Annotated in this window: 20 protein-coding genes and 3 tRNA genes; 8 read left to right on the top strand and 15 right to left on the bottom strand. The window is 35.0% G+C overall.

Annotation, left to right across the window (positions count from 1 at the left end):
- Positions 1–22: 22 nt before the first annotated feature.
- Positions 23–1660, bottom strand: coding sequence for a DUF4270 family protein (locus tag LF886_RS20550; protein ID WP_236851391.1), 1638 nt, complete (start codon positions 1658–1660; stop codon positions 23–25).
- Between the two features lie 13 nt (positions 1661–1673).
- Positions 1674–2444 (bottom strand): glycogen/starch synthase, encoded by a 771-nt coding sequence (locus LF886_RS20555; RefSeq protein ID WP_236851392.1) that lies wholly within the window; start codon positions 2442–2444, stop codon positions 1674–1676.
- A 171-nt stretch (positions 2445–2615) separates the two neighbouring features.
- On the opposite strand from LF886_RS20555, the gene panC reads away from it, so the two are divergent.
- Complete coding sequence (gene panC / locus LF886_RS20560; protein WP_236851393.1) at positions 2616–3464, top strand: pantoate--beta-alanine ligase; 849 nt, start codon at positions 2616–2618, stop codon at positions 3462–3464.
- A gap of 279 nt (positions 3465–3743) precedes the next feature.
- Here the strand turns inward: panC and LF886_RS20565 are convergent.
- From LF886_RS20565 to LF886_RS20575, 3 genes are all read right to left on the bottom strand, one after another.
- Positions 3744–3816, bottom strand: a tRNA-Lys gene (locus LF886_RS20565).
- Positions 3817–3871: 55 nt separating this feature from the next.
- Positions 3872–3954 (bottom strand) — tRNA-Leu (locus tag LF886_RS20570).
- Between the two features lie 36 nt (positions 3955–3990).
- Positions 3991–4063 (bottom strand) — tRNA-Lys (locus tag LF886_RS20575).
- A gap of 115 nt (positions 4064–4178) precedes the next feature.
- On the opposite strand from LF886_RS20575, the gene LF886_RS20580 reads away from it, so the two are divergent.
- Complete coding sequence (locus tag LF886_RS20580; RefSeq protein WP_236851394.1) at positions 4179–4694, top strand: shikimate kinase; 516 nt, start codon at positions 4179–4181, stop codon at positions 4692–4694.
- 18 nt (positions 4695–4712) lie between these two features.
- On the opposite strand, the gene LF886_RS20585 is transcribed toward LF886_RS20580, so the two are convergent.
- Positions 4713–5150: an RNA-binding S4 domain-containing protein gene (locus LF886_RS20585; RefSeq protein ID WP_236851395.1), complete on the bottom strand. Its 438-nt coding sequence runs from the start codon at positions 5148–5150 to the stop codon at positions 4713–4715.
- 55 nt (positions 5151–5205) lie between these two features.
- Here LF886_RS20585 and LF886_RS20590 point away from each other — a divergent pair, with 55 nt between their 5' ends.
- Positions 5206–5964 carry a hypothetical protein gene (locus LF886_RS20590; RefSeq protein ID WP_236851396.1) on the top strand — a complete coding sequence of 253 codons (759 nt, stop codon included), beginning with the start codon at positions 5206–5208 and terminating at the stop codon, positions 5962–5964.
- Positions 5965–6050: 86 nt separating this feature from the next.
- Here the strand turns inward: LF886_RS20590 and LF886_RS20595 are convergent, their stop codons facing one another.
- From LF886_RS20595 to LF886_RS20615, 5 genes are all read right to left on the bottom strand, one after another.
- Complete coding sequence (locus LF886_RS20595; protein ID WP_236851397.1) at positions 6051–7568, bottom strand: FMN-binding glutamate synthase family protein; 1518 nt, start codon at positions 7566–7568, stop codon at positions 6051–6053.
- A gap of 53 nt (positions 7569–7621) precedes the next feature.
- Positions 7622–8968, bottom strand: a complete 1347-nt coding sequence (mtaB, locus tag LF886_RS20600; protein WP_124530768.1) for a tRNA (N(6)-L-threonylcarbamoyladenosine(37)-C(2))-methylthiotransferase MtaB — start codon at positions 8966–8968, stop codon at positions 7622–7624.
- Between the two features lie 66 nt (positions 8969–9034).
- Entirely contained in the window at positions 9035–9625 is a 591-nt protein-coding gene (locus tag LF886_RS20605) for a DUF1572 domain-containing protein (protein WP_236851398.1), read from the bottom strand.
- An 86-nt stretch (positions 9626–9711) separates the two neighbouring features.
- A complete protein-coding gene (locus LF886_RS20610; protein ID WP_236851399.1) occupies positions 9712–11814 on the bottom strand; it encodes a T9SS type B sorting domain-containing protein in 2103 nt (700 codons plus the stop codon).
- Between the two features lie 158 nt (positions 11815–11972).
- Positions 11973–12770 (bottom strand): hypothetical protein, encoded by a 798-nt coding sequence (locus tag LF886_RS20615; RefSeq protein WP_236851400.1) that lies wholly within the window; start codon positions 12768–12770, stop codon positions 11973–11975.
- Positions 12771–12973: 203 nt separating this feature from the next.
- On the opposite strand from LF886_RS20615, the gene glgP reads away from it, so the two are divergent.
- Positions 12974–14638, top strand: a complete 1665-nt coding sequence (gene glgP / locus LF886_RS20620) for an alpha-glucan family phosphorylase (protein ID WP_236851401.1) — start codon at positions 12974–12976, stop codon at positions 14636–14638.
- 57 nt (positions 14639–14695) lie between these two features.
- Here the strand turns inward: glgP and LF886_RS20625 are convergent, their stop codons facing one another.
- Both LF886_RS20625 and LF886_RS20630 read right to left on the bottom strand, forming a co-directional pair.
- Positions 14696–14884: a DUF6496 domain-containing protein gene (locus LF886_RS20625; RefSeq protein WP_236851402.1), complete on the bottom strand. Its 189-nt coding sequence runs from the start codon at positions 14882–14884 to the stop codon at positions 14696–14698.
- Between the two features lie 12 nt (positions 14885–14896).
- Positions 14897–15370, bottom strand: coding sequence for a hypothetical protein (locus LF886_RS20630; protein ID WP_236851403.1), 474 nt, complete (start codon positions 15368–15370; stop codon positions 14897–14899).
- 124 nt (positions 15371–15494) lie between these two features.
- On the opposite strand from LF886_RS20630, the gene LF886_RS20635 reads away from it, so the two are divergent.
- Together LF886_RS20635 and LF886_RS20640 are read left to right on the top strand one after the other, a co-directional pair.
- Positions 15495–15716 (top strand): bacteriocin-like protein, encoded by a 222-nt coding sequence (locus LF886_RS20635; protein ID WP_236851404.1) that lies wholly within the window; start codon positions 15495–15497, stop codon positions 15714–15716.
- A 93-nt stretch (positions 15717–15809) separates the two neighbouring features.
- Positions 15810–17939, top strand: coding sequence for a S9 family peptidase (locus LF886_RS20640; RefSeq protein WP_236851405.1), 2130 nt, complete (start codon positions 15810–15812; stop codon positions 17937–17939).
- Between the two features lie 74 nt (positions 17940–18013).
- Here the strand turns inward: LF886_RS20640 and LF886_RS20645 are convergent, their stop codons facing one another.
- Both LF886_RS20645 and LF886_RS20650 read right to left on the bottom strand, forming a co-directional pair.
- Positions 18014–18838 carry a GLPGLI family protein gene (locus LF886_RS20645; protein WP_236851406.1) on the bottom strand — a complete coding sequence of 275 codons (825 nt, stop codon included), beginning with the start codon at positions 18836–18838 and terminating at the stop codon, positions 18014–18016.
- Between the two features lie 10 nt (positions 18839–18848).
- The gene (locus LF886_RS20650; RefSeq protein ID WP_236851407.1) at positions 18849–20168 is read right to left on the bottom strand and encodes a thioredoxin domain-containing protein; all 1320 of its coding nucleotides are present in this window, start codon (positions 20166–20168) and stop codon (positions 18849–18851) included.
- A gap of 584 nt (positions 20169–20752) precedes the next feature.
- Here LF886_RS20650 and LF886_RS20655 point away from each other — a divergent pair.
- The gene (locus tag LF886_RS20655) at positions 20753–21121 is read left to right on the top strand and encodes a helix-turn-helix domain-containing protein (protein ID WP_236851408.1); all 369 of its coding nucleotides are present in this window, start codon (positions 20753–20755) and stop codon (positions 21119–21121) included.
- A gap of 177 nt (positions 21122–21298) precedes the next feature.
- Positions 21299–22954 (top strand): peptide MFS transporter, encoded by a 1656-nt coding sequence (locus tag LF886_RS20660; protein ID WP_236851409.1) that lies wholly within the window; start codon positions 21299–21301, stop codon positions 22952–22954.
- Positions 22955–23061 lie beyond the last annotated feature (107 nt).

The raw sequence follows: 23061 nt of genomic DNA on the forward strand, positions 1-23061 counted from the left end.
TCTAGTGTTTTTTTATTGTATTCTATTTTTTTGTAGCGTAAGTCACTTTCAGCTGGACTCTGTTCGCATTCGTTTTATCTAATGAACCTGTAAGTATCATTCTATTCATATCAAATGCTCTTGTCGTATTACGAACTCCTAAAAGATTTCCTGCAGAATTTGCAGCAAATGTCCCAGCATTGATCCAAAGTGGTTTATTCGTTATAAGCTGTTCAACTCCATCAACTGTTTCTTTTTTTCCTTCAACAAGATCCTTGATTGTTTTTGTCACTACAAAATCGTAATAACCCTTACTCTCATTATAACTATATAAACCAAGCCCAGCTAACAAATCTGATGTAAAGGCTAGTTTTGAGAAATCAACAGTACCATCAGCCTTCATTGGATTCACTGCAAATCTGCGGTCTTCCGTTGAATTTGTATTTTTCCAGCTTGCCGGATCTAAATATACTCTGATTTTAGCACTTAGAATACCTGCTTTGTCTTTGTTATAGATGTCTCTAAGATCTGCAATGGTAGCATCAGGAATTTTCACTACTGCTGAAGGACCTCCCATTCCCTGAATATAGAGTTTCTTGTCACCGTCTGTAGTATTAATTGATGCCAATGCGTTTGCAGAAGGAGTTCCACCTCTGTTGTATTCATATTGTCCAATATGAGCATTAAGACCTCCTACATTGAAAGCAAGTGTTGTTTGTGGTTTTGTTACGATTCCGTTATCTGTTTTCTCATATTTATAATACATGATAAGCTGCAGATCATTAGGAGAGAACTGGTAAAGATATCTATCCGTTTCATCCACAGAAATTTTTATCCCTTTAAAATATCTGATAAAGTTAGAAGCATCCTGAAGTTCAGGTTTTCCTTTTTTATCAAGAATATGAGTCTGGAAAAAGTCTGTATTACTCAGTTTTATTCTGAATCCAAGGTTTCCTGTAAATACAACTGAATTATCAGATTTTTTAGTAATAGATACAGAGCTTACGTTCCCGTTAAATACTCCTGAACCTAAAAGTTCACCAGTACTTACGGGCACATTGGAACGTTTGAACTTATCATCATTTGAATCTAAGAACGTAGTCACTTCATGTACATTGATTTTCATTGATTTTGAAGCTCCTCCTATTTTACCGTATTTACGAACAGGATACGTTTTCTTCTCGATCGAAACCGCTGTAGCCACTCCGTCTACCGGGAAATCACTTTTCTCGAATGTACTAGTTTTTAATGAATCACTTTCAAAGAAATAAGTGTTGGCAATCGTGTTTGCTGGTGGTCTTACTACCAAAACAACAGAATCTACCTTTGGATTAGCACCGTTAAAGTCAAAATTATCTACCGGCATTCTTAGCTGAGTAATGTAAGAAGCTCTCTGCATTCCGAAGTTACCTTCTGTAAAAGCACCAAGCACACCCACTGTAAGGGCACCACCACTTTCGTTTAATCCGTTGATCAATCTGGCAGCATCACTTCTGATGGAATCATTATTATTGTAGTTGTATGCAACAACGTCATATGAAATTTCATTCCCTTGTGCTGCATCATTGTTGAATAACTGTTCTCCAAGAGAATCCGGATCAGGTTCACAGTTATAAAGGATTGTACTTCCGAAAATCGCCAGTAAAAGTACGGCGAATGTCTTTTTAAGATTATGAGTCATTAAAAATGTGTTTTTAATAAAGTTGATTTATAGAATCTATATCCAGATATTCCGACTTTTGGATAGTGGTTTCGTTGAAAGCCTTATCCAGGTCTTCATCCAGAAACTCGTCACCTTTCACAACGGCATCTACATAGTTCATACTTTCGATAACAAAGCTTTTAATCGTTGGGTTATCTAACGCTTTTAATCCTGAAATATTATCGAACTTTAGTTTTTCGTCGATCTTTTTATCCAGGTCAGCATCTTTCTCATTGTAAAGAGAAAGTACAATTTTTGCGTCTTTGAAATAAGTATCTGATTCGTAGTAAGTTTTAAGATAAATTGGAACAAAAGAAGACATCCATCCGTTCAAATGAATAACATCTGGTACCCAGTTTAGCTTCTTAATGGTTTCAATAACCCCTCTAGCAAAGAAAATAGCTCTTTCGTCATTATCGTCGAAAGGGTTTCCTTCATCGTCGAAATAATATTGTTTTCTTTTGAAGTATTCTTCATTATCAATAAAGTAAACCTGAAGTCTTTCCCCCGGAAGAGACGCTACTTTAATGATTAGAGGCTGATCCAGATCATTGATAATGATATTCATCCCTGAAAGGCGGATTACTTCATGAAGCTGGAACTTTCTCTCACTTATTTGTCCAAATCTTGGCATAAAAACTCTTACATCATTGCCTTCTTGGTGCATCTTAAGTGCCATTTTGTTTACCACTGCAGCCATATTCGTGTCTTCTTGATATGGATACATCTCTGTAGTAATGTACAGTATTTTTTGATTCGGCATAAACTTTCTATCTAATTTTTGTAAAAATGCTTTAATGTGCAAAATTACAAAAAAACATCCAACATTATTTTAATTAACATTTTTTTACGAAAATTCCCTTTTCCTAATTATTAAAACTGCATATTATTATGCGATATTTTTACTATTTTTGAAATAGTATTAAAATAAACTATGGAAGTTATAAAAAACAGGAAAGTCCTTCAGGATTTCATTGAAAGACAGAAAGAAATGGGAAAAAGAATTGGCTTTGCTCCTACTATGGGTGCTTTACATAAGGGTCATCTTTCTCTGTATGAAGAGGCAAGAAAAGAAAATGACCTTGTTATTTCTTCAATTTTTGTAAATCCAACCCAGTTCAACAATCCTGAAGATCTTGAAAAGTACCCAAGAGATATCAACAGAGACATTTTAATTCTTCAGAATTCGGGTCTTGTAGATGCTGTTTATATCCCTGAATTAACAGATATTTACCCTGAAAAAGCTGAGAGCCAGCGTTATGATTTTGATGGATTGGAAAATGAAATGGAAGGAAAATCAAGACCAGGACATTTTGACGGAGTAGGAACTGTTGTAGAGGAACTTTTCAGACAAATAAAGCCCGATAATGCTTATTTTGGAGAAAAAGATTTTCAACAGCTCGCTATCATTAAAAAAATGGTAGACAAAAAGCACATTCCTGTTAAAATAACGGGTGTTCCTATTTACAGAGCAGAAAATGGATTGGCGTTAAGCTCAAGAAACCAAAGGCTTCATGAAGATCGAAAAGAAGTTTCTAAAGTGATTTATGAGACATTAAAGAAAGTAAACGACTGGTTCAGAACCGTTACCATACCGGAAATCAAAGAAAGAGTTGCTGATATTTTTGACAACCAGCAGGGAATGAAACTGGAATATTTTCTGATTGCTGACGAAAACACATTACAGGAAACAGATTTCTTCTACAAGGACAGAAATTTCAGAGCTTTTATTGTAGTGGTTGTAGACGGAGTGAGATTAATTGACAATATGCATTTAGATTAAAATATAAAGGAAAAATCAAAAGATTATTCTTTTAATAAAATAACAAAAAAGCAGCTCTGATCACATATCTGATCAGAGTTTTTTATTTTTTATACCTTAAAGTTAAAACGGAGATATCGGCTTAATGCTGAGCATAATTTTATTTAAATACAAAAGAATGCATGTAAAGAGATCTTTGTAATCAATACAAAAAAAAATCAAAGGCCTCCTGAGGGAAGCCTTTGAAACACCAAATCACAAAATATTAATATGAAAAAAATTTACTTTTCAGTAAACTTGTGACCCGGCTGGGATTCGAACCCAGGACCCATACATTAAAAGTGTATTGCTCTACCAGCTGAGCTACCGAGTCGGCCACAATTAAAATGAAATAAATTTCAATATTAATTATAAATTTTTCTTTGCAGTGCCTGCGACTGGACTCGAACCAGCACATCCTTAGGAAACCACCCCCTCAAGATGGCGTGTCTACCAATTTCACCACGCAGGCAATAAAATTACAAAATTTAGTAATTTTTATTGCTAGTGACCCGGCTGGGATTCGAACCCAGGACCCATACATTAAAAGTGTATTGCTCTACCAGCTGAGCTACCGAGTCGGTCACTTATTTAACAAGTTTTAATTAGAGTAATGTCCCTTGTTTTAAGTGGTGCAAAGATATGACTTTTTTCTTTATCTCAAAACTTTTTCGCAAATTTGTTTAAAAAAAATTCATGGTAATTTCATTGATCGGATACATGGGAAGTGGCAAATCTCACATTTCCAAAATATTAAGCGAAAAAATCAATTTTAAACTCATTGATCTGGATAAAGAGATTTCCAGAAGAAATAAATTAACCATTCCTGAAATATTTGAAAAGAAGGGGGAAATTTACTTTAGAAAGCTGGAAAGAGAGGCCCTGGAAGAGATATTGGCTTCAGAAGAAAATTTAGTTTTAAGTCTAGGTGGTGGAACTCCTGTTTATTACAACAACATGGAGATCATCAATCATAATTCTAAAAGTATTTTTCTGAGAACTTCTGTAGGTACATTGGTTGAAAGACTTTCAAAACAGAAGGAAAAAAGGCCGCTAATTGCTAATATTTCTGATGCAGACCTCCCGGAATTCATCGCTAAGCACTTATTTGAAAGAAATCAATTCTACAGTAAGGCTCAGTTTAGCATAGGAACGGATTCCAGGGAACCGGAAGATATTGTTAACGAAATAGTAGAAAAGCTCTATCTCTAGAGCTTTTCTATTTTTATTTTAATCATCCTTTTCATCCCCATTATTGGTCTCTCCAAAGAAATCATCCCAATCTGTAAAATCAGAAGCAATATCATTTCCTACATAGTCGTCCATCTCTCTTCTATCTTTCTTGGTAGGTCTTCCCTCACCTTTGTTTCTGTAATAGTCTTGGGACATTTTACGAATTTTCAGTAGTTCGTATTGTTCCTTATCGGTCACATCCTGGATATGAAGCGGAACTAATTTGGCTCCAATTCTACTTTTGGGTATCTGAATGACCTTTATTTTATAGTCAATTTGATTTTTACGGATTTTAATAGTATCTCCTTCTTTTACCTCCTTAGATGACTTTACGGCAGACGTTCCTATAGAAACTCTATTCTTTTTAATCTCCTCTGCTGCAATATTTCTCGTCTTATAAAAACGAATGCTCCATAAAAATTTATCTATTCTCATATTTTTTTATACTTTTGCCGTTATATTATTTGTAAAGTAATTAAAGTTTTTTGAAATGAAAAAAATATTTTTATATATCCTTGCAGGATCTTTGTGTTTTTCTGCTTGTAAAAAAGATGATGATGTATCAAGCTATGTAGAGCCGGAAGACATTACAACACAAAACACATATGATGATCAAGCCATTAAGAAGTTCATGAATGAGAACTATCTCGATGCGCAGGGAAATATAAAAGCTTTTAGTTCTACGGATACTTCAGATGATAATGAAAAGAAATTATCTGACTTAGATTATAAAACACTTCCTTCAGGAACTATTTATATCATTAGAAACGGAGCTCAGCCTTCACCAGCTGAGGAACAAACTATTGGCAGCACAGATATTCTTAAAGTAATGATGAAAGCTACCACGTATCTTGCGATCAATACAGACGGACAGTCTTTATTTACTGCTGCTACAGATTTCATGAATACAGTAAACGGAACTGGAATTCCTGCAATTGATCCTAAATATTATTATACATCTCCAAATGATCCATTAATCAAAAATGCAACTACGGATGCTGCAAAACAGCAAAGTTATTATATGATTGAAGGATTCAGTGAAGCGATGCAGAAGTTTAAAGCATTTAATAACTATCCTAGCGAAACACCTTATAACTTACAGGGAGTAATTATCGTTCCTTCAAGAGCTGCTTTTGCAAGAGATCCTTATTTCCCTTACAATTATCCAGGGTACAGCCAGGTGATCTCATTGAGAAATAAAACTTTTGTTTTCAACTTCCAGGTGTACAACAGAGCTACAAGACCATAAGGAATAACGAAAAATTCAGATAAAATAATAAATAACCCCCGTAATAAGTATTGCGGGGGTTATTTATATCTCTATTGTGGCTAAAACTAAGGTCTTGCCTTTTGCTTTACATTTCCTAAAATATCCGGGAAGTAAAGGTCTGCAAGGTGGTCAAATTCATCTCCTCTCATAAACATGGTAGCATCTACTTCTTCATAAGAGCTTCTTCCAGCAGCAGCAATCAGTTCATTGCAGGTGTGAAGTGTATTTTTGTGGAAGTGATATACTCTTTCTGCTTTATCCGTGACATCAAGCCCTTTAATAAGCATTTTATCCTGTGTAGCAACTCCTGTAGGACAGTTGTTGGTATTACATCTCAACGCCTGAATACATCCCAAAGAGAACATAAATCCTCTGGCATTGTTACACATATCAGCTCCCATTGAAATGGCTCTCAGAATATCCAGGCTGGTAAGAACTTTCCCGCTCGCAATCACTCTTAATTTACTTCTTACGTTGTAATTATTAAGTGTTCTGTTGACAAATATCAAAGCAGGCTCCAATGGCATTCCTACTCCATCTGAAAATTCTGGTGGTGCTGCTCCTGTTCCCCCTTCTGCTCCGTCTATCGTAATAAAGTCTGGATAAATTTTCAAAACATTCATTTGTACACAGATATCTTCAAACTCTTTGGTATCTCCGATACAAAGTTTAAATCCAACCGGTTTTCCTCCTGAAAGGTCTCTTAAATGCTGTACAAACCTCAGTAATCCGGCTGCATCTGAGAATGATGTATGTGATGGTGGTGAAATAACGGTCATTCCCGGTGTTACGTGACGAATTGCTGCAATTTCCGGAGTATTTTTTACGCCCGGAAGTACTCCTCCGTGTCCTGGCTTTGCTCCCTGTGATAATTTGATCTCAACCATTTTTACATTAGGAAGTGTAGCATATTTTTTGAAGAGCTCAGGATTGAATTTCCCTTCCTCATCACGGCATCCGAAATATCCTGTTCCTATCTGCCAGCATAAATCACCTCCTTCCATGTGATGGGGTGAAACTCCTCCTTCTCCTGTGTTGTGATAAAAATTTCCTTTTTTTGCGCCTCTGTTCAGTGAAATCTGAGCTCTGTCGCTCAATGCTCCGAAACTCATTGCGGAGATATTAAGCAGAGATGCATGATAAGGCTGTGTACACTGCTCTCCTCCTACCCAGACTCTCGGAAGTTCTTCTGAAGGGGATTTTGCATAAATAGAATGCTTAATTCCTTCATATTTTCTGTGATTAACCTCCAGCTGTGTACCAAAAGCTACGGTATCACTTAAGTTTTTAGCACGTCTGTATACTGCAGAACGCTGATTTCTTGGAAATGGTTTCCCGTCTGTTTCCCTCTCAATAAAGTATTGCTGCATTTCGGGTGAAATGCTTTCGAAAAAATATCTGAGATATCCCAATACAGGAAAGTTCCTCAAAATAGCGTGTTTCGATTGGTAAGCATTGTAAACACCCAATGCATAGATTGCGGATAACAGTGTTGGTATCCAATAATGCGTTCTGATCAGCAGTGCTATAATCCATGTAGCAACTACTAATACAATTCCCCAAGATAAAAACTTATCTCTCATGAATGTAGTATTTAAAGTTTAAAAATAAATTTAGTGGAAATTTTGCAAAGAGCCTATGCTTTTGCTAAAAAATTTTGGTAGGAAGATTGCACTGAAACCGTGCCATCTGACAGGATTTTTTCTAAATTTAGAAATTCGATTTGATTGACGAATGCAGGATCAAAGTCTTTCTGGACTCTCACATAATTTTCTGTGAAGCCAAACATTTTCCCGTCTTTATTTTCATGCTCCCAAAGAACAGGAAGCGTTTTTCCAAGTTGTGTCTGATAAAATGCCATTTTCTTCTTTTCAGAGAGAATTCTCAGCATTTTATTACGTTTTTTTCTTTCTGGTATCGGAACTACTCCTTCCATATCAGCAGCTTCTGTATTTTCTCTTTCAGAATACGTAAATACATGAAGATAGGTAATAGGAAGTTCATTAAGGAAATTATACGTTTCCATAAACTTCTCCTCAGTTTCTCCCGGGAATCCTACAATAACGTCTACACCAATAGCCGCATCAGGCATTACCTCGCGGATTTTGTTTACTCTGTCATTATATAATTTGGTAAGATAACGACGTTTCATCTTTTTCAAGAGGTCATCGCATCCCGACTGTAACGGAATGTGAAAATGCGGAACAAAGCTTTTGCTTTTGGAAACCAGCTCAATGCTTTCATCTTTCAAAAGGTTAGGCTCAATAGAAGAAATACGGATTCTTTCAATTCCATCTACTCTATCCAATTCTGAAATAAGATCAAGAAACGTATGCTCATGTCTTTTATTTCCGAATTCACCTTTACCGTAATCTCCGATATTTACCCCTGTAAGAACAATTTCTTTGATGTCTTTTGCCGCAATTTCTGCTGCATTTCTAAGAACATTTTCAATAGTATCCGAACGTGAAATTCCTCTGGCTAATGGAATCGTACAGTAAGTACATTTATAATCACAGCCATCCTGTACTTTAAGGAAAGCTCTGGTTCTGTCACCAATAGAATAACTTCCGATAAAGAAGTCTGTCTCTTCAATTTCACATGAATGAACGACTCCTTCACTCTCAGATTTCTCCAAATCGTCAAGGTAGCTCAGAATATTGAATTTTTCTTTTGCCCCTAAAACAAGGTCAACGCCTTCAATCTGTGAAATTTCTTCAGGTTTCAGCTGTGCATAGCATCCAACAATGACTACCAGCCCTTCCGGATTGGCTTTCATTGCTCTTCTTACGTGAAGTTTACATTCACGGTCTGCATTTTCTGTCACAGAACATGTATTGATAACATACACATTCGCTTTTTCATCAAAGCTTACCTTATCATAACCTGCATCTGTTAATTGACGGGCAATAGTAGATGTTTCTGCAAAGTTTAGTTTGCAGCCAAGTGTATGAAACGCGGCAGTTCTGTGAAAAGTAGACATTTGTTACTCCTGAATTTTATGGGTGCAAAGATAGTAATTTTAATAAGAACGCAAGATCGATTCAATCTATTGTTTATATTCGTCCCTTACTTCGGGGCTGTTTTGAAAACAGACGGGTGATGAATTGAGTTCCAATTCACTATTGGAAAGTTTGCTTTTCATTTCAGTATTAAATTCTTGAGAGCGGTTTTTTGCAATCGATAATGTACTCCAATCTTCATTTTTCATCATTTTAGCAATATAAACAACTTGCCCAACATGATAGGGGTAATGAGCCAACTGTCGGAAAACAGCATCAACAACAGAATGTGCCTCTCCTCTTATATAAATTGTTGAGTAGATATTTTCATCATTTATTTGATTCAAAGCATCAAAAAGACATTTCCAGCCTTTTTCCCAGTAATCAAGAACCTCATCTTTTGTCTTAAAAGTATTGACAAATTCTTCATCACGATGACGCCAGGATTTCTCACCGTCTTCTGTCAGGAAGTTTGTCCATCTTGAAAGCATGTTTCCTGCCAGATGTTTTACGATGATGGCAATAGAATTACTTTCTTCGTTGTACTGCCAGAACATCTGCTCATCCGTCAACTGGTCAAATGCCTTATCACCAAGCGATTTATAGTATTCGAATCGTTTTATAAACAGGTCTTTCATTCTTTCTATTTTGACTTCTAATTTAATAACTTTTAAAAATAAAAACCACTTCATTGAAGTGGTTTTATCTATGTATTATATTTTTGTTACTCTCTGTTTTTCACCAATACCCAACCTGTAAATTTGATTGCTGTATTCTTTTTATCATTTTCATTCCATGTGATAGAATACCAATAGGTTCCGGTAGGCACTACTCTTCCGCCTTGAGTACCATCCCATTTATAACCATTTGATTTATCTGCCTGGAAGATTTTATTTCCATATCGGTCAAAAACATTCATTATCAGGTTTTGTTTTCTTGCTAACGCGGAATAATCAATCACATCATTCATCCCATCTGCATTAGGGGTAATTACGTTAACCAGATTAGGGACAACAATTCCTATCTCTATTGGATCACAGTCGTAAGCATCTTTTACAAATACTTTATGATCTCCTCTTGAAAGATTATTGAAAACATTGGAATCCTGCCAAATAATATTATCCATTGAATATTTATAAGCTGGGGTTCCTCCTATTACAGATATTGTAACCGAATTATTGGAAATATCAATACCGGAAACAACAGGCTGGTCAGAAGGCAGTACTTTTACAGTTTGTGTCGCAATACATTCTCCGGTTTTAAGTTTTACCCAATACACTCCGATTCCTGCTTTAATAGTTCGGGTGGTTGCTCCAGTACTCCATTCATAGCTTTTAAATCCTGCTCCCGCATCCAGCGTGGTTTGATCTTCTGCACAAATGGTTACATCTTTCAGAGTATCAGAATATACCGGCGCAATAACGACTAAAGTAATTCTGGCTACCGTATAACATCCCTGAGCATTAGAAACTCTTACGTATACAAATCCATTAGGAGCAATATAATTAGTAGGGGTCAGAATCTCATTGGTCTGACTGACAGCATCTGTCAATGAAGGGTAATATTTTTTTGTTGGATTTGTCTGACCCGTTACTGAAGCATTCACAAGATTGAAAGAGGCAGTAGATGGATTGGATTCGATGAAACATGATCTCAAGGTGGCCTCATTCACTACCACTACCGGATAGAATTTCAAGGTAATCTGAGCAACGGCAGTACAGCCAAATTCTGATATGATCTTTACATAAATAATCCCTTCTGCAGAGACAAACGCCATAGGGGTGGTAATTTCATTGATCCCGGCGTTGAGATCTGCCATCGTATAATAATATTTTTTAGTAACATTTGGATTGTTAATAACATCTGCTGTCGTTAGATCAAACAAGGCTGTTCCTGCATTATTATTGTTACACTGAGTCAATGTTACATTTTTAGCTGTAATAGAACCATCTTTGAATTTAAATTTTCCGACCTGTTTACATTTATTAAGTGGATTGGTTGCGCTCGTTGGATCGGTATAATTGATACTGTAATAATAAACAGTAGTTGTATTTACCGTTATTGGAGCTGTAATAGGATTATTCCCTGTTAAGGCATCATTCTGAGTCAAATGATAACTTACATTAAAGTTTTGATTTCCGTTAAGAATTCCCATAGACAGCGTAGAAAAATTAAATAAAACTGTAGGAGAACATATGACAACTTCTCTTGGGTCTGCAGGATTAGCAGCCGGAATCCCAGGAGGATTAAATGGCTGAGTCTGGATATTCGGATCTGTGAACGGAGAAGCCAATGTTGCTGTTCCTCCCCATGTCAAAGAAAATGGAGCTGTGGTAGAACTTGTTGCACTCACCCAGTTATCAATGAATAAATAATAGGTTTGCCCCGGTAAAACATCCATGTATTTACAGTATGGCGTAAGAGAACCTCCGGCAGCACTCAGAATGGTACTTGTCATATTTAATCCTGTAGCAGGACCTGGGCCGATAACCGTTGCAGCATTACAACGTATTGGTGATCCCAAACTTCCACAGGTTACATTAGGACCAAAAATAGCCCAATCGTAATCGGCGTCAGGATTATTCGGAACAAGATCAAAAGTAAGTGTTCCTCCGGTGGCAATCGTAATTTTATACCAAATGGAGTTGTGCTCTCCAGTAAAATCTATACAGCTTCCTGAATTCACCAGCTCTTTTATGTCACCATATCCAGTAGGGCTATAGGTAATATTTGAGTTTCCACAAACAGACAATGCAGTGGCACAATCCGCTTGAGCATAGAAAGTATGAGAGATACACAGAAGTATGAAAAGTAAAAGTTTTCTCATATATTAATGTTTTTATGGTTACATTAGTGAGACATCATATTGATAGTCAATGCACACCAAATATACCTATATTTTAATTACAAACAATGAAATCCGAATAATTTTAAATTATTTCAAATTAAAACATTAAATAATTAAACATATAACAAAAAAAACTATCATTTTATACTCGTAATATTCCCACACAGATTTTCGAGATGGAATATTTTATGAAAGGGACTTTTCACTTCTTTCAAATGTTCTTTATCCTGAATAAAAGTATATCTGGAAGCAATAGAATTCATATCTGAAACAATTACCAGCCAGCATTCATCCACTGAAGTGTCGTAGTAGGGAAATTTTTCGTTCTTTTTTTCTATGAGTTCTAAGATCTTTTCTGAGCAGAGTTCATCAAAAAGATTCATATTGTATTCATGCGTGATAAAAACATTTCTCCGGTGAAAGGATTTCCTTATACTTTTTACACAGCCTACTCCCTTACTCCGCTTGATACTTTTGTAGATACTGATGATATTATCCTGCTGTGCTTCCAGGTTATCAAATTTAGTTTCCGGATAGAATTCTAAAAAATAAACACCACGATATTTCGTAGTGTCTTCTTGTTCTAATAATATTTCTGCCTGACGAAACATCTTATTTAAAGTACTTTCTACCTTCTTCATTTCCAGATGATTGATCACTTCAGTCAGTTCTATTCCAATTTTTTTGTCGTTTAATTTTGCGATAAAGTCTGGACTCTCGCAGGTAAGATTTTCAAATTTAACTTCGGGGAAATGATGCATAAAAGAGTTGAGAAGAAGGATTTCCGACTTCTTTCTGTATTTTTCACGATCATGAAGCAGAGATTCGTCTATGGTACGGTGATACTTCTCCATGGGCTTTTTTTTCAAATGCCGATTCAGATAGTATAAACTCAGATTCTTGATCAGATCTTCCTCAGAAAATGTCTTTTTCATGTGTGATTTTTTTATTTAATTAAGAACACATGCTGCCATTGGCCTTCACCACTAAAAGTTTTTGATAATCAAAATTTTACACTCTTAAAGGTAAGTAAAAAAAGCATTCAATGCTTCATTTTAAAATTAATTTATCTATTAATTAATGTAAAGTTTATTTTCATTATTAATACCTTTGGCTTTTTAAACACAAACACACATTTATGGATTTTAGGAATTTCAGAATACCCTACAACATCAATCCTCAATATTCAAAAAAAACCGCTTATTTCTCGATGGAATTTGCTCTTGAGCAGGTTCTGAAAATATATTCGGGAGGACTTGGCTTTTTGGCAGGATCTCATATGAGAAGTGCCTATAATCTTAAGCAGGATCTTATCGGAATCGGTATCCTATGGAAATTCGGTTACTATGACCAGGCGAGAAATCATGATCAGACTTTACAGCCGGTATGGACAAGAAAAATGTACAGCTTTCTTGAAGACACCGGAATAAAATTTCAAATCGAAATTCACAGTGCTCCTGTCTGGGTAAAAGTATGGTACCTTGATCCTGAAATTTTCAATACGGCACCTATGTTTTTTCTTTCAACAGACGTTCCGGAAAATGATCATGTTTCCAAAACAATCTGCCACAAATTATATGATGCGAATGAATCTACAAAACTGGCACAATATATTTTATTAGGAAAAGGAGGTGCAAAGCTTCTGGATGAAATGAATACTGAAAGGGATGTTTATCACCTTAATGAAGCTCATGGACTTCCTGCAGCATTCTATCTGTTAAAAAAATATAACGGAGATCTCAATAAGGTTAAAGAAAAATTGGTTTTTACCACTCATACTCCAGAAGAAGCAGGTAACGAAAAGCATAGTTTCAGATTATGTTATGATATGTCCTATTTCTCCGGCTACAGCATGGAAGAAGTAAAAAATATTGAAGGTACCAACGATGACCGCTTCAACCATTCTCTTTGTGCATTAAGAATGGCAAGAATAGCCAATGGGGTTTCCCAGCTTCATGGTGTCGTTTCCCGAGCAATGTGGAGTAAATATCCGGGAATCTGCGAAATCACATCGATCACCAATGCCCAGGAATTTAAATATTGGTCGGATAAACCTTTATATAACGCAAAAGATGAAAATGATGCAACGGTTTTCGATTACCGCAAAAAGCATTTAAAGAAAAAACTATTCAGCATTGTAGCGGACCAAACAGGAAATTTATTTAATCCCAATATTTTCACCATCGTCTGGGCCAGAAGATTTGCAGGCTACAAAAGAGCAGATCTTCTTTTACATGATAAAGAAAGATTCTACAGGCTTTTGAATAATCCAAAATATCCTGTACAAATTATTTGGGCAGGAAAACCTTATCCAATGGACTATTCGGCTATTTCTACCTTCAATACGCTGGTGGAAGAAAGTAAAAACCACAAAAGCATAGCCGTTCTTACCGGTTATGAACTTTCTTTAAGTAAATCTTTAAAACAGGGTTCTGATCTATGGCTTAACAATCCTAGGGTTCCAAGAGAAGCGTCTGGTACTTCCGGTATGACTGCAGCGATGAACGGCTCGATCAATTTATCCACAGATGATGGGTGGATTCCGGAATTTGCAAAACATAGAGAAAACTCTTTCGTAGTTCCAAAAGCTGATTATCAGAATATGAGCATCTACGAACAGGACAATTATGATTTAAACAAATTATATGAAATTCTTGAAAATGAAATTCTTCCAATGTATTATGACAATCCAGATCAGTGGAGGAAGATCCAGCACAATGCAATGGATGATGTGAAAGATCATTTTAATAGTGACAGGATGGCGGATGAATATTATATAATACTTTATAATGAGGCGAAATAATAATTTTGCTTTCTATAGAAAATGCCTGGAAAAAATTTCCGGGCATTTTTTATAAGTTTATTTACTTTTTTTCTTTGCAGGCACTTTCAACCCTTCTTCCCTCGCTTCAGAAATACCGATAGCAATGGCTTGTTTTCTGTTGGTCACTTTCTGTCCGGAAGAAGATTTCAGTTTCCCTTCCTTGAATTCGTGCATTACTTTTCCTACTTTGTCCTGAGCTTTTTCTGAATATTTAGTCTTGCTCATGATGAGATTTTTTTAAGATTTTGGCAGGGATACCCCTAATTCATAAACGCAGGCGTGCTTCAAATATTTTGAACGCTCTCTCGATGTTACCGACTCAAAATGATCATTCTTGATTACAATGATCGGATCTTCTATATTTTCAATTTCAAAATTGGCAAAATACCGCTCATCCGGGCTGGTTTTATCATTGTTAGCCTTTATTTTCTGCAGTTCATCTGCATATTTTCTGAATCCGGGGTCTGAGGAATGAATAAATTTGTATTCATCACCTGCATATACGTAGTAATGAATTTTTTTCTCAATTAAACCTCCATCATCTGTAATTTCGGGATTATCATTTCCATCTCTAAATACCACTTCCACCAATGTACCTCCTTTTTTATGGGCACATTCTTCGGCATCATTAAAACTTGAAAAACCTGTATAAACAATCTGGTCTTTCAATACGTAACGGTTTAGTTTCTGATTGTATGCATTTGTTTCCATAATTATTATTGAATTTGATTTATAATTATAACATATTCAATTTTTTTGCCAAATTGCTTTTTTTAAAATTTCATTACTGAATATTTTTTATTACTTTAGAGTCGAAAAACTAAAAATATTTACCATGAAAAATTTCAAAAAAATGTCAAGAATACAATTAAAGGAAGTACACGGAGGTGTTTTACCTGGAATGAAAAGATGTGTAGACGAAGTTACCTGCCAACTCAGAATCTGGTGGATTGGAGGTGGATTAGATTCTCCTTGTGCTCACGCCTACCCTTTCTGCGCGCCTGAAGGATATTATCCGCCAGAAACCGGAGATCCGGGAACGATGCATGAAGCTTAATGACAATACAGAATCAGGACTTGAAGTCCTGATTTTTATTTTATATGGTTATATAAGTAAGAATTATTAAATTTGGAAGCATTAAAATTAGAAATGAAAAAACTCCTCTTAACTCTTACTGTTGCGGCTGTATTCCAAAGTGTATCAGCACAGGAAATCACTTTAGATAAAATATATTCAGGATATTACCGTGGAAAAGGGATCGCAGGGATCACTTCCATGAAAAACGGTGAAAACTATCTTGTCATCGAATCGTCGGGAATTGCAAAATATTCTTACAAAACTTCCCAGAAAGAGGGAAATCTTGTGGACGGAAGATTTGAAAGCTATATTTTTTCTGATGATGAATCTAAAATCCTTTTACAGACGGGAAGCCAGCCTATCTACAGACATTCTTTTCTTGGGAAGTTTGATGTAAAAGATTTAAAATCCGGAAAAGTAATCAGCCTGAACGATGGAAAAACAGTTCAGGAACCAACATTTTCACCAGATGCAACGAAAGTGGCGTTCATTTCTGACAACAATTTATTCTATCAGGATCTTTCCTCAGGAAAAATCACACAGGTTACTACTGATGGTAAAAAGAATTCCATCCTGAATGGTTTGGCAGACTGGGTATATGAAGAGGAATTCGGACATGCAAGACAGTATGAATGGACCAAAAATTCTGATGCCATCGTGTTTGTAAAATCTGATGAAAGCCAGGTTCCGGAAATCTATATTCCGATCTACGGAAAAACTCTTTATCCGGCTGAAATGCGTTATAAATATCCAAAAGCAGGGGAGAAAAATGCTGTGGTTTCTGCACAGTTATACCGCCTTGACAATGGGAAAACAACACCGTTGAATTTAGGCTCTTTCAAAAATTATTACATCCCGAACGTATTCCAGACAGCAAAAGCTGATGAAATTGTTTTAATTACTTCTGAGAGAATTCAGAATGCTTCAGATATTTTAAAAGTAAATACAAAAACAGGAGCGGTTCAGAAATTATTCACTGAAACAGATGATAAGTGGATCGATACAGATAGCCCGACTCTTGAATTCCTTGAAGATGATTCTTTCCTTTGGGCTTCTGAAAGAGACGGAAACCGCCACCTTTACTGGTATGACAAAGATGGTAAGCTTAAAAAGCAAATCACCAAAGGAAACTGGGAGGTAACCGATTATTATGGTTTCAACCCAAAATCAAAAGAAATTTACGTTCAGACCACTGAAAAAGGAAGTATTAACAAGGTCGTTTCCAAAGTAAATATTGAAAGTGGAAAAGCTCAGCTGATCTCCAATGCTGAAGGAAATAATTCTGCTAACTTCAGCAAAAACTATAATTATTTTATTGAGACCTCTTCTACTGCATCAAAGCCTTACACTTATGTTTTAAAAGACGGTAATGGAAAAGCGGTAAAAGAACTTCAAAACAACAACGATCAGTTACAGAAATTAAAAACGGATAATTTTGTTGAAAAAGAATTCATCACGATTCCCAATGCTGTAGGTGATCAGATGAACGCGTGGATCATGAAGCCTAAAAACTTTGATCCTAATAAAAAATATCCTCTGTTTATGTTCCAATATTCAGGACCGGGATCTCAACAGGTTGCGAACTCATGGGATAACGGAAATGCAATGTGGTTCAATCATCTTGTACAAAAAGGATATATCGTAGCTTGTGTAGATGGACGTGGAACCGGTTATAAAGGCGCTAAATACAAGAAAGTAACCTACATGAACCTAGGAAAATATGAGATTGAAGATCAGATCACTGCAGCAAAGTGGCTTGGAAACCAGTCTTATATTGATAAAAGCAGAATCGGAATGTTCGGATGGAGCTTCGGTGGTTATATGACAAGCTTAGCAATGACTAAAGGAGCAGATGTTTTCAAAGTGGGAATTGCTGTAGCACCGGTGACCAACTGGAGATATTATGACTCTGTATATACGGAAAGATTTATGAGAACACCTCAGGAAAACCCTGATGGATATGATAAAAATTCTCCTACAGAATATGCTAATCTGTTGAAAGGGAAATTCTTATTGATCCACGGAACGGCTGATGATAACGTTCACTTCCAGAACTCTATGGAATTCTCTGAAGCTTTGATTCAAAACAAAAAACAGTTTGATTTCATGGCTTATCCGGATAAAAACCACGGAATTTATGGTGGACAAACGAGACCGCAACTGTATCAGAAAATGACGGATTTCATTCTGAATAATTTATAAATAATCTTACAGATTAAAAATAAAAAATACCTTTCAAGTTTTGAAAGGTATTTTTATTTGGTACTATAAATTTATCAAAGATATTTTACAGCTTTATCAAGTTCTATAGGATTATTAAAGGCTTTTAATTTTTTTCTTTCGTTGGCCTCAGCGGGTTTCAGTTCCTCTTTTGTAAGGATCGTCCCATCATCAAGCTGCAATTTCTTTCCTTCAGGTAAAGTCAGTCTTCCATTCATTATATATTTGAAAGGATTATCATACAACTCTAATCTCAATTTATTTAATTTAGCATGATCCACAGGAATTGCTCTGGAAATAGAATTCTCTAAAGAAATCCGTTTGTATGAATCCGGAATTTTTTCACTTTTAATGATTTTGAAATAATAGTCTTTTTTCACATCATATAATTCCATAATCAACCCAGGTAAACCATTAAATTTATAGGGTCCATAAGGAATCGGGATATCTTTGGAAAACCATGCTACCCAGCTTCTTCCTCCAAACTCCGTTACCGCTTTTTGAACCTGGTACCCACCAAATGTTTTGGTACTATCTGAAATTTTCCAGTTCTGCTGTGCCTTTTCATTAATTTTATAAAAATTCACATCTCCTATATATTCATAGTTCTGATATTCATTGCTATTATTTTTTTTAATCAGAAATGAAGTGAGTTTGTAACCTTTATAGCCGTATTGGTTTTTAGATACAAATAAGGAATCATTGACATAATAGAATCTATTGTAATAGGCGATATCATCGGGTGTAGTATCAAGATTAAAATTTTCTTTTATTAGGTTTTGAGAGGTAGAATCCTTCTTAGAAGTTACTTCATATATAAATCTGTTGCTTTGTGAAAAACAAATAAATGTTCCCAATAATAAAAATAGTAGCTTTTTCATAATTTAATATTTATCCCATCATCTCTGATATGAAATATTCAAGATCTGCCCTGTCATATTCTATAGGATATTGATATCCATTAATAAAAATATCCGGTGTAAAATTAATATCATTGATGTTTCTCCATTTTTTCTGATTATTTAAGATAGAGATAACATTATCCTGATTTTTAAACAAATGAGAATACTTGTTGTTCCAATTATTAATTCCTTTTTTATCTGTTCTTATATTATACCACTCTTCCAATGCCACAAAAAACATTGTTTTATCTTCTGAGTTTTCATAAATACAAGCCATATTTATATATGTAGAACGTAATTCCTCCGAAAAATTGTCCAGATCTGCATCTAATACCAGTCGAATATTAATTTTATTACTGTAGTTATATATGATCCTCATAAATGTAGGATAGAATTCTTTACAATATTTACACGAAGGATTTGTCACTAAAGTTAATGTTAAATTTGAATCAGAAGTTCCAAAATTAAACGAACTTAAAAAATCATCATTAAGTGTTTTCTTTTGAATTGCAAGATTATTTCTGAAGAAAGTGTAATTCTTTTTAAACCTTGAACTTTTTACAATCTCTTCTTTCAGTTTATTATTCCAATTTATTTTTTCCTTTAAATAAAGCAGAAATAAAGCAGAAGCCAAAACAAAGAGCCCATACAAAACAATAGAAAACGGATTGATCTTTACAAATGGGTTTGGTAAAAAGAACAAAAGAGCCAGCTGGGCATACACACAGACTATGATACCAATACAAACCGGACATAGTTTTTTAATAACAATAATCTGGTAATACAATGAAACAAATGAAATGGGTATAAAAAGGTAGAATATATACTTATATATAAAATAATAAAAACTCAGATCTTTGTAAATAGCCAAAACTATAAAACTAATAATTTGAGAGAAAAAGAATAATAAAGAGATCTCAGATATATCGAAAAACTTCCATTTCTTATAATTAAATACATAATCACAATCTGTTTTCAACATTTTATTCTGACATACCCCTAAAGGTATGATTGTTCCCTTACCATGAGTTTTTTTATAGGCTTCATAAGAAAAGAAAATTCCTAAAAATGAAAGTGATAAAAATGCTATTCCTGTATACAAGAAAGAAAAATCCAATAATAAAACAGATAATACGAGAGCACCCAATAAAAGAGTACTCCATAAGAAAAGGTTATTTTTCTTCTTTTCGTTATAAAAGCTTTCTGATTTATCAACTAATAAAACAACATTAGACGCTGAAATATCATAGTTTTTTTTGTCTTCTAATTTAAAGCCTTCATCATTAATAGAAATAAAGTTTTTGGGCAACAATTCAATATCTTCTTCATCTATTTCAAAAACAGAACAATCAATATTAAAAAATGTAGCGTATCGGAAAAAGACAGAATATTAGGAAATTCCGGATGGCCATTTAATTGATATTCAAACTCATTCTTATCAACATGAATATCAATAAGACTTAAATAGCTGGTTAATATATTAGTATTTTTTGACATAAATATAAAGTGAATCAGCAATAGAAATTCTATTGCTGATTATTTTTAAAGGTTGACTAACAACAAGAACCTCCACATCTTGCACTACCATCTCCAGCACAGCCAGCTTGTACACAACCGCACTCTACTTCTCCACCTCCAATTCCAATTGGCCCTGGCCCTAGAATGATTTTTCCTCCTTTAAGTGATCTTAACTCGTTTCTTGATAGACTTGCTTTCTTAATTTTTAAAGAATTGCTTTTCATAATGTTTTAATTAAATATTCTGTGTCATTATTGACTTTTCAAAACTATAAATTAAATTCTCCAATAAAATAAATATTTCAGGCATTTTTCCGGTATTTTTCTTGCAAAAGTTGTACATGTTTTGCATATTTGTAATAGACATTAAGAAATAATGAAGCAAGAAAAACTAAGAAACCTACGAAAACTCAAAGGCATCTCTCAAGAGAAGATGGCGAAAATTTTATCTACTGATCCTTCAAACTATTCCCGGAAAGAACGGGGCGAAGTAAGGATACATGAAGAAGAATGGAAGAAGATAGCTGAATCGCTCAGTGTTCCTATTTCTGATATTAAAGAAGAGGAAGAAAGAGTAATCAGTAATAATAATTCTACATTCAAAGATACTTCCCAATATCAGTACACTCAAAATTTCAATTCCTCATTAATTGAAAATTTACAAGACTATATTGGCTTCCTAAAACAAAAGATTTGTGAATTAAATGAAGAAAACCAAGTACTAAAATCTCAAAATGGATTTTAGCCCATAAATTTTTCTATAATAATTTAATTATATAGTATCATTTATGAATAATCAACGTCCCTTTCATTTTTCATGAGAGGGATTTTTTATTTATTTCATTAATCGTTTAGGCAAGTATTATTTATTTTATCAATTAAAATTAAAAACTTATTTTTGGGAAATTTGAAAATTGAATATATGAAGACTAAACATCCTAAAGGGCTGCCCTTTCTCTTTTTTACAGAAATGTGGGAGCGTTTCGGGTACTACCTGATTCTTGGAATCTTTGTTCTGTATGTTATTGAGCCTACCGGAATGAAAGGAGGGCTTGGGCTGCCAGACAAAACTGCTGATGACATTTTCGGAACCTATATTGCATTAACTTACCTGACTCCATTCATTGGTGGATTCCTTGCAGACAGAGTTTTGGGATATATAAAATCTATTTATATTGGAGGCTTCTTAATGGCTGCCGGGTATATAGGAATGGGAGTTTTCAAGGATTTACCTTTATTTTATTCTTCTTTAGCTTTAATTATCATTGGAAACGGTTTCTTTAAACCAACTATTTCAACCTTATTAGGAAATCTTTATTCTGAAGAACCTTATAAAGCCAATAAAGACTCCGGGTATAATATCTTCTATATGGGAATCAATATCGGAGCATTTATCTGTAACATTATTGCAGCTTTCATGCGTAACAAGTTCGGTTGGGGTGAGGCTTTCATCACAGCCGGAGTCGGAATGCTTATTGGTATGGTTATTTTTACGATCGGAAGAAAGCACTACATCCATGCTGCACAGATGAAACCTGTACAGGAAGGAGATACAAAGCTTTCAGAAATTATGCTAAAAGTATTTGTTCCTGCTATAGTTGCCGGTGCAATAGGCTGGTTTATTCCTAACAATATCTTCGGAAGCGACAGTACGGATGCCTTTATTTTCGCATGTGTGCCTGTAATTTACTTTTATGCCTCTCTTTACTTTAAAGCTAAACCTGACGAAAAAGCACCTATCGGAGCATTACTTTCTGTATTCCTGATCAGTATGTTCTTCTGGGCTGTTTTCAAGCAGAACGGGACAGCTTTAACGAGATGGGCGAATTATTATACGGACAGAAGTGTTCCTGCCTCTCTTGAAAAACCATTGGAAGGAATCTATATGGTGGAAGGAAAAAGCTATGGGAACAAAGAAACTCCTGTTTATGACAATCAGTTCCGTTCTCAAAAGGATGACAAAGGAGAAACGAAAAAGGAAACAGGAAAAGATGTTTACTTTAAAAACATTTCGCCTGAACAGCGTGCCGCCCTTGAGAAAAATCCAGAGAGCAAAGTATACCTATACAATACGGAATTATTTCAGTCTATCAATCCGTTCTGGGTTATTGCCCTGACCCCAGTTATCGTTGGATTCTGGGCATTATTGAGAAGAAAAGGAAAAGAGCCACTGACTCCTACAAAAATTGTCTTAGGGCTTTTCATCTCAGGACTTTCCTGTCTGGTGATGGTTTTAGCTGTCATGGCTGGAGATAATGGAGCAGTAAAAGTTTCCCCTCTATGGCTGGTAGCCAGTTATGGTGTCATTACCATCGGTGAATTATGTCTGTCTCCAATGGGGCTTTCCTTTGTATCGAAACTGTCTCCTGCAAGGATTACAGCATTGATGATGGGAGGGTTTTTCCTGGCGAACTCTGTTGGTAATAAACTTTCAGGAATCTTAGCAAGTACGTGGTACAATTACGAAAACAAGACCAATTATTTCCTTGTGAATTTTGCTTTGTTAATATTTGCTACACTTTTAGGTCTTTCTATGTTAAAAAGACTGAACAAAATCATGAAGGAAAAAGGGCATTAATCCCTGATATTATAACGATTAGCAAGCTGCGGAACTCCTCCGCAGCTTTTTTATTTAAAAATAAAATTAAAACCTTGCCAAAAACCTAAAATAAACTATATTTGTCA

Source organism: Chryseobacterium sp. MEBOG07, from assembly GCF_021869745.1.
Classification (GTDB): domain Bacteria; phylum Bacteroidota; class Bacteroidia; order Flavobacteriales; family Weeksellaceae; genus Chryseobacterium; species Chryseobacterium viscerum.

What these genes read in the sequence shown, in the direction of transcription:
- LF886_RS20550 (WP_236851391.1), bottom strand. Translation starts at nt 1,660, where the DNA reads ATGACTCATAATCTTAAAAAGACATTCGCCGTACTTTTACTGGCGATT.
- LF886_RS20555 (WP_236851392.1), bottom strand. Translation starts at nt 2,444, where the DNA reads ATGCCGAATCAAAAAATACTGTACATTACTACAGAGATGTATCCATAT.
- panC (WP_236851393.1), top strand. Translation starts at nt 2,616, where the DNA reads ATGGAAGTTATAAAAAACAGGAAAGTCCTTCAGGATTTCATTGAAAGA.
- LF886_RS20580 (WP_236851394.1), top strand. Translation starts at nt 4,179, where the DNA reads ATGGTAATTTCATTGATCGGATACATGGGAAGTGGCAAATCTCACATT.
- LF886_RS20585 (WP_236851395.1), bottom strand. Translation starts at nt 5,150, where the DNA reads ATGAGAATAGATAAATTTTTATGGAGCATTCGTTTTTATAAGACGAGA.
- LF886_RS20590 (WP_236851396.1), top strand. Translation starts at nt 5,206, where the DNA reads ATGAAAAAAATATTTTTATATATCCTTGCAGGATCTTTGTGTTTTTCT.
- LF886_RS20595 (WP_236851397.1), bottom strand. Translation starts at nt 7,568, where the DNA reads ATGAGAGATAAGTTTTTATCTTGGGGAATTGTATTAGTAGTTGCTACA.
- mtaB (WP_124530768.1), bottom strand. Translation starts at nt 8,968, where the DNA reads ATGTCTACTTTTCACAGAACTGCCGCGTTTCATACACTTGGCTGCAAA.
- LF886_RS20605 (WP_236851398.1), bottom strand. Translation starts at nt 9,625, where the DNA reads ATGAAAGACCTGTTTATAAAACGATTCGAATACTATAAATCGCTTGGT.
- LF886_RS20610 (WP_236851399.1), bottom strand. Translation starts at nt 11,814, where the DNA reads ATGAGAAAACTTTTACTTTTCATACTTCTGTGTATCTCTCATACTTTC.
- LF886_RS20615 (WP_236851400.1), bottom strand. Translation starts at nt 12,770, where the DNA reads ATGAAAAAGACATTTTCTGAGGAAGATCTGATCAAGAATCTGAGTTTA.
- glgP (WP_236851401.1), top strand. Translation starts at nt 12,974, where the DNA reads ATGGATTTTAGGAATTTCAGAATACCCTACAACATCAATCCTCAATAT.
- LF886_RS20625 (WP_236851402.1), bottom strand. Translation starts at nt 14,884, where the DNA reads ATGAGCAAGACTAAATATTCAGAAAAAGCTCAGGACAAAGTAGGAAAA.
- LF886_RS20630 (WP_236851403.1), bottom strand. Translation starts at nt 15,370, where the DNA reads ATGGAAACAAATGCATACAATCAGAAACTAAACCGTTACGTATTGAAA.
- LF886_RS20635 (WP_236851404.1), top strand. Translation starts at nt 15,495, where the DNA reads ATGAAAAATTTCAAAAAAATGTCAAGAATACAATTAAAGGAAGTACAC.
- LF886_RS20640 (WP_236851405.1), top strand. Translation starts at nt 15,810, where the DNA reads ATGAAAAAACTCCTCTTAACTCTTACTGTTGCGGCTGTATTCCAAAGT.
- LF886_RS20645 (WP_236851406.1), bottom strand. Translation starts at nt 18,838, where the DNA reads ATGAAAAAGCTACTATTTTTATTATTGGGAACATTTATTTGTTTTTCA.
- LF886_RS20655 (WP_236851408.1), top strand. Translation starts at nt 20,753, where the DNA reads ATGAAGCAAGAAAAACTAAGAAACCTACGAAAACTCAAAGGCATCTCT.
- LF886_RS20660 (WP_236851409.1), top strand. Translation starts at nt 21,299, where the DNA reads ATGAAGACTAAACATCCTAAAGGGCTGCCCTTTCTCTTTTTTACAGAA.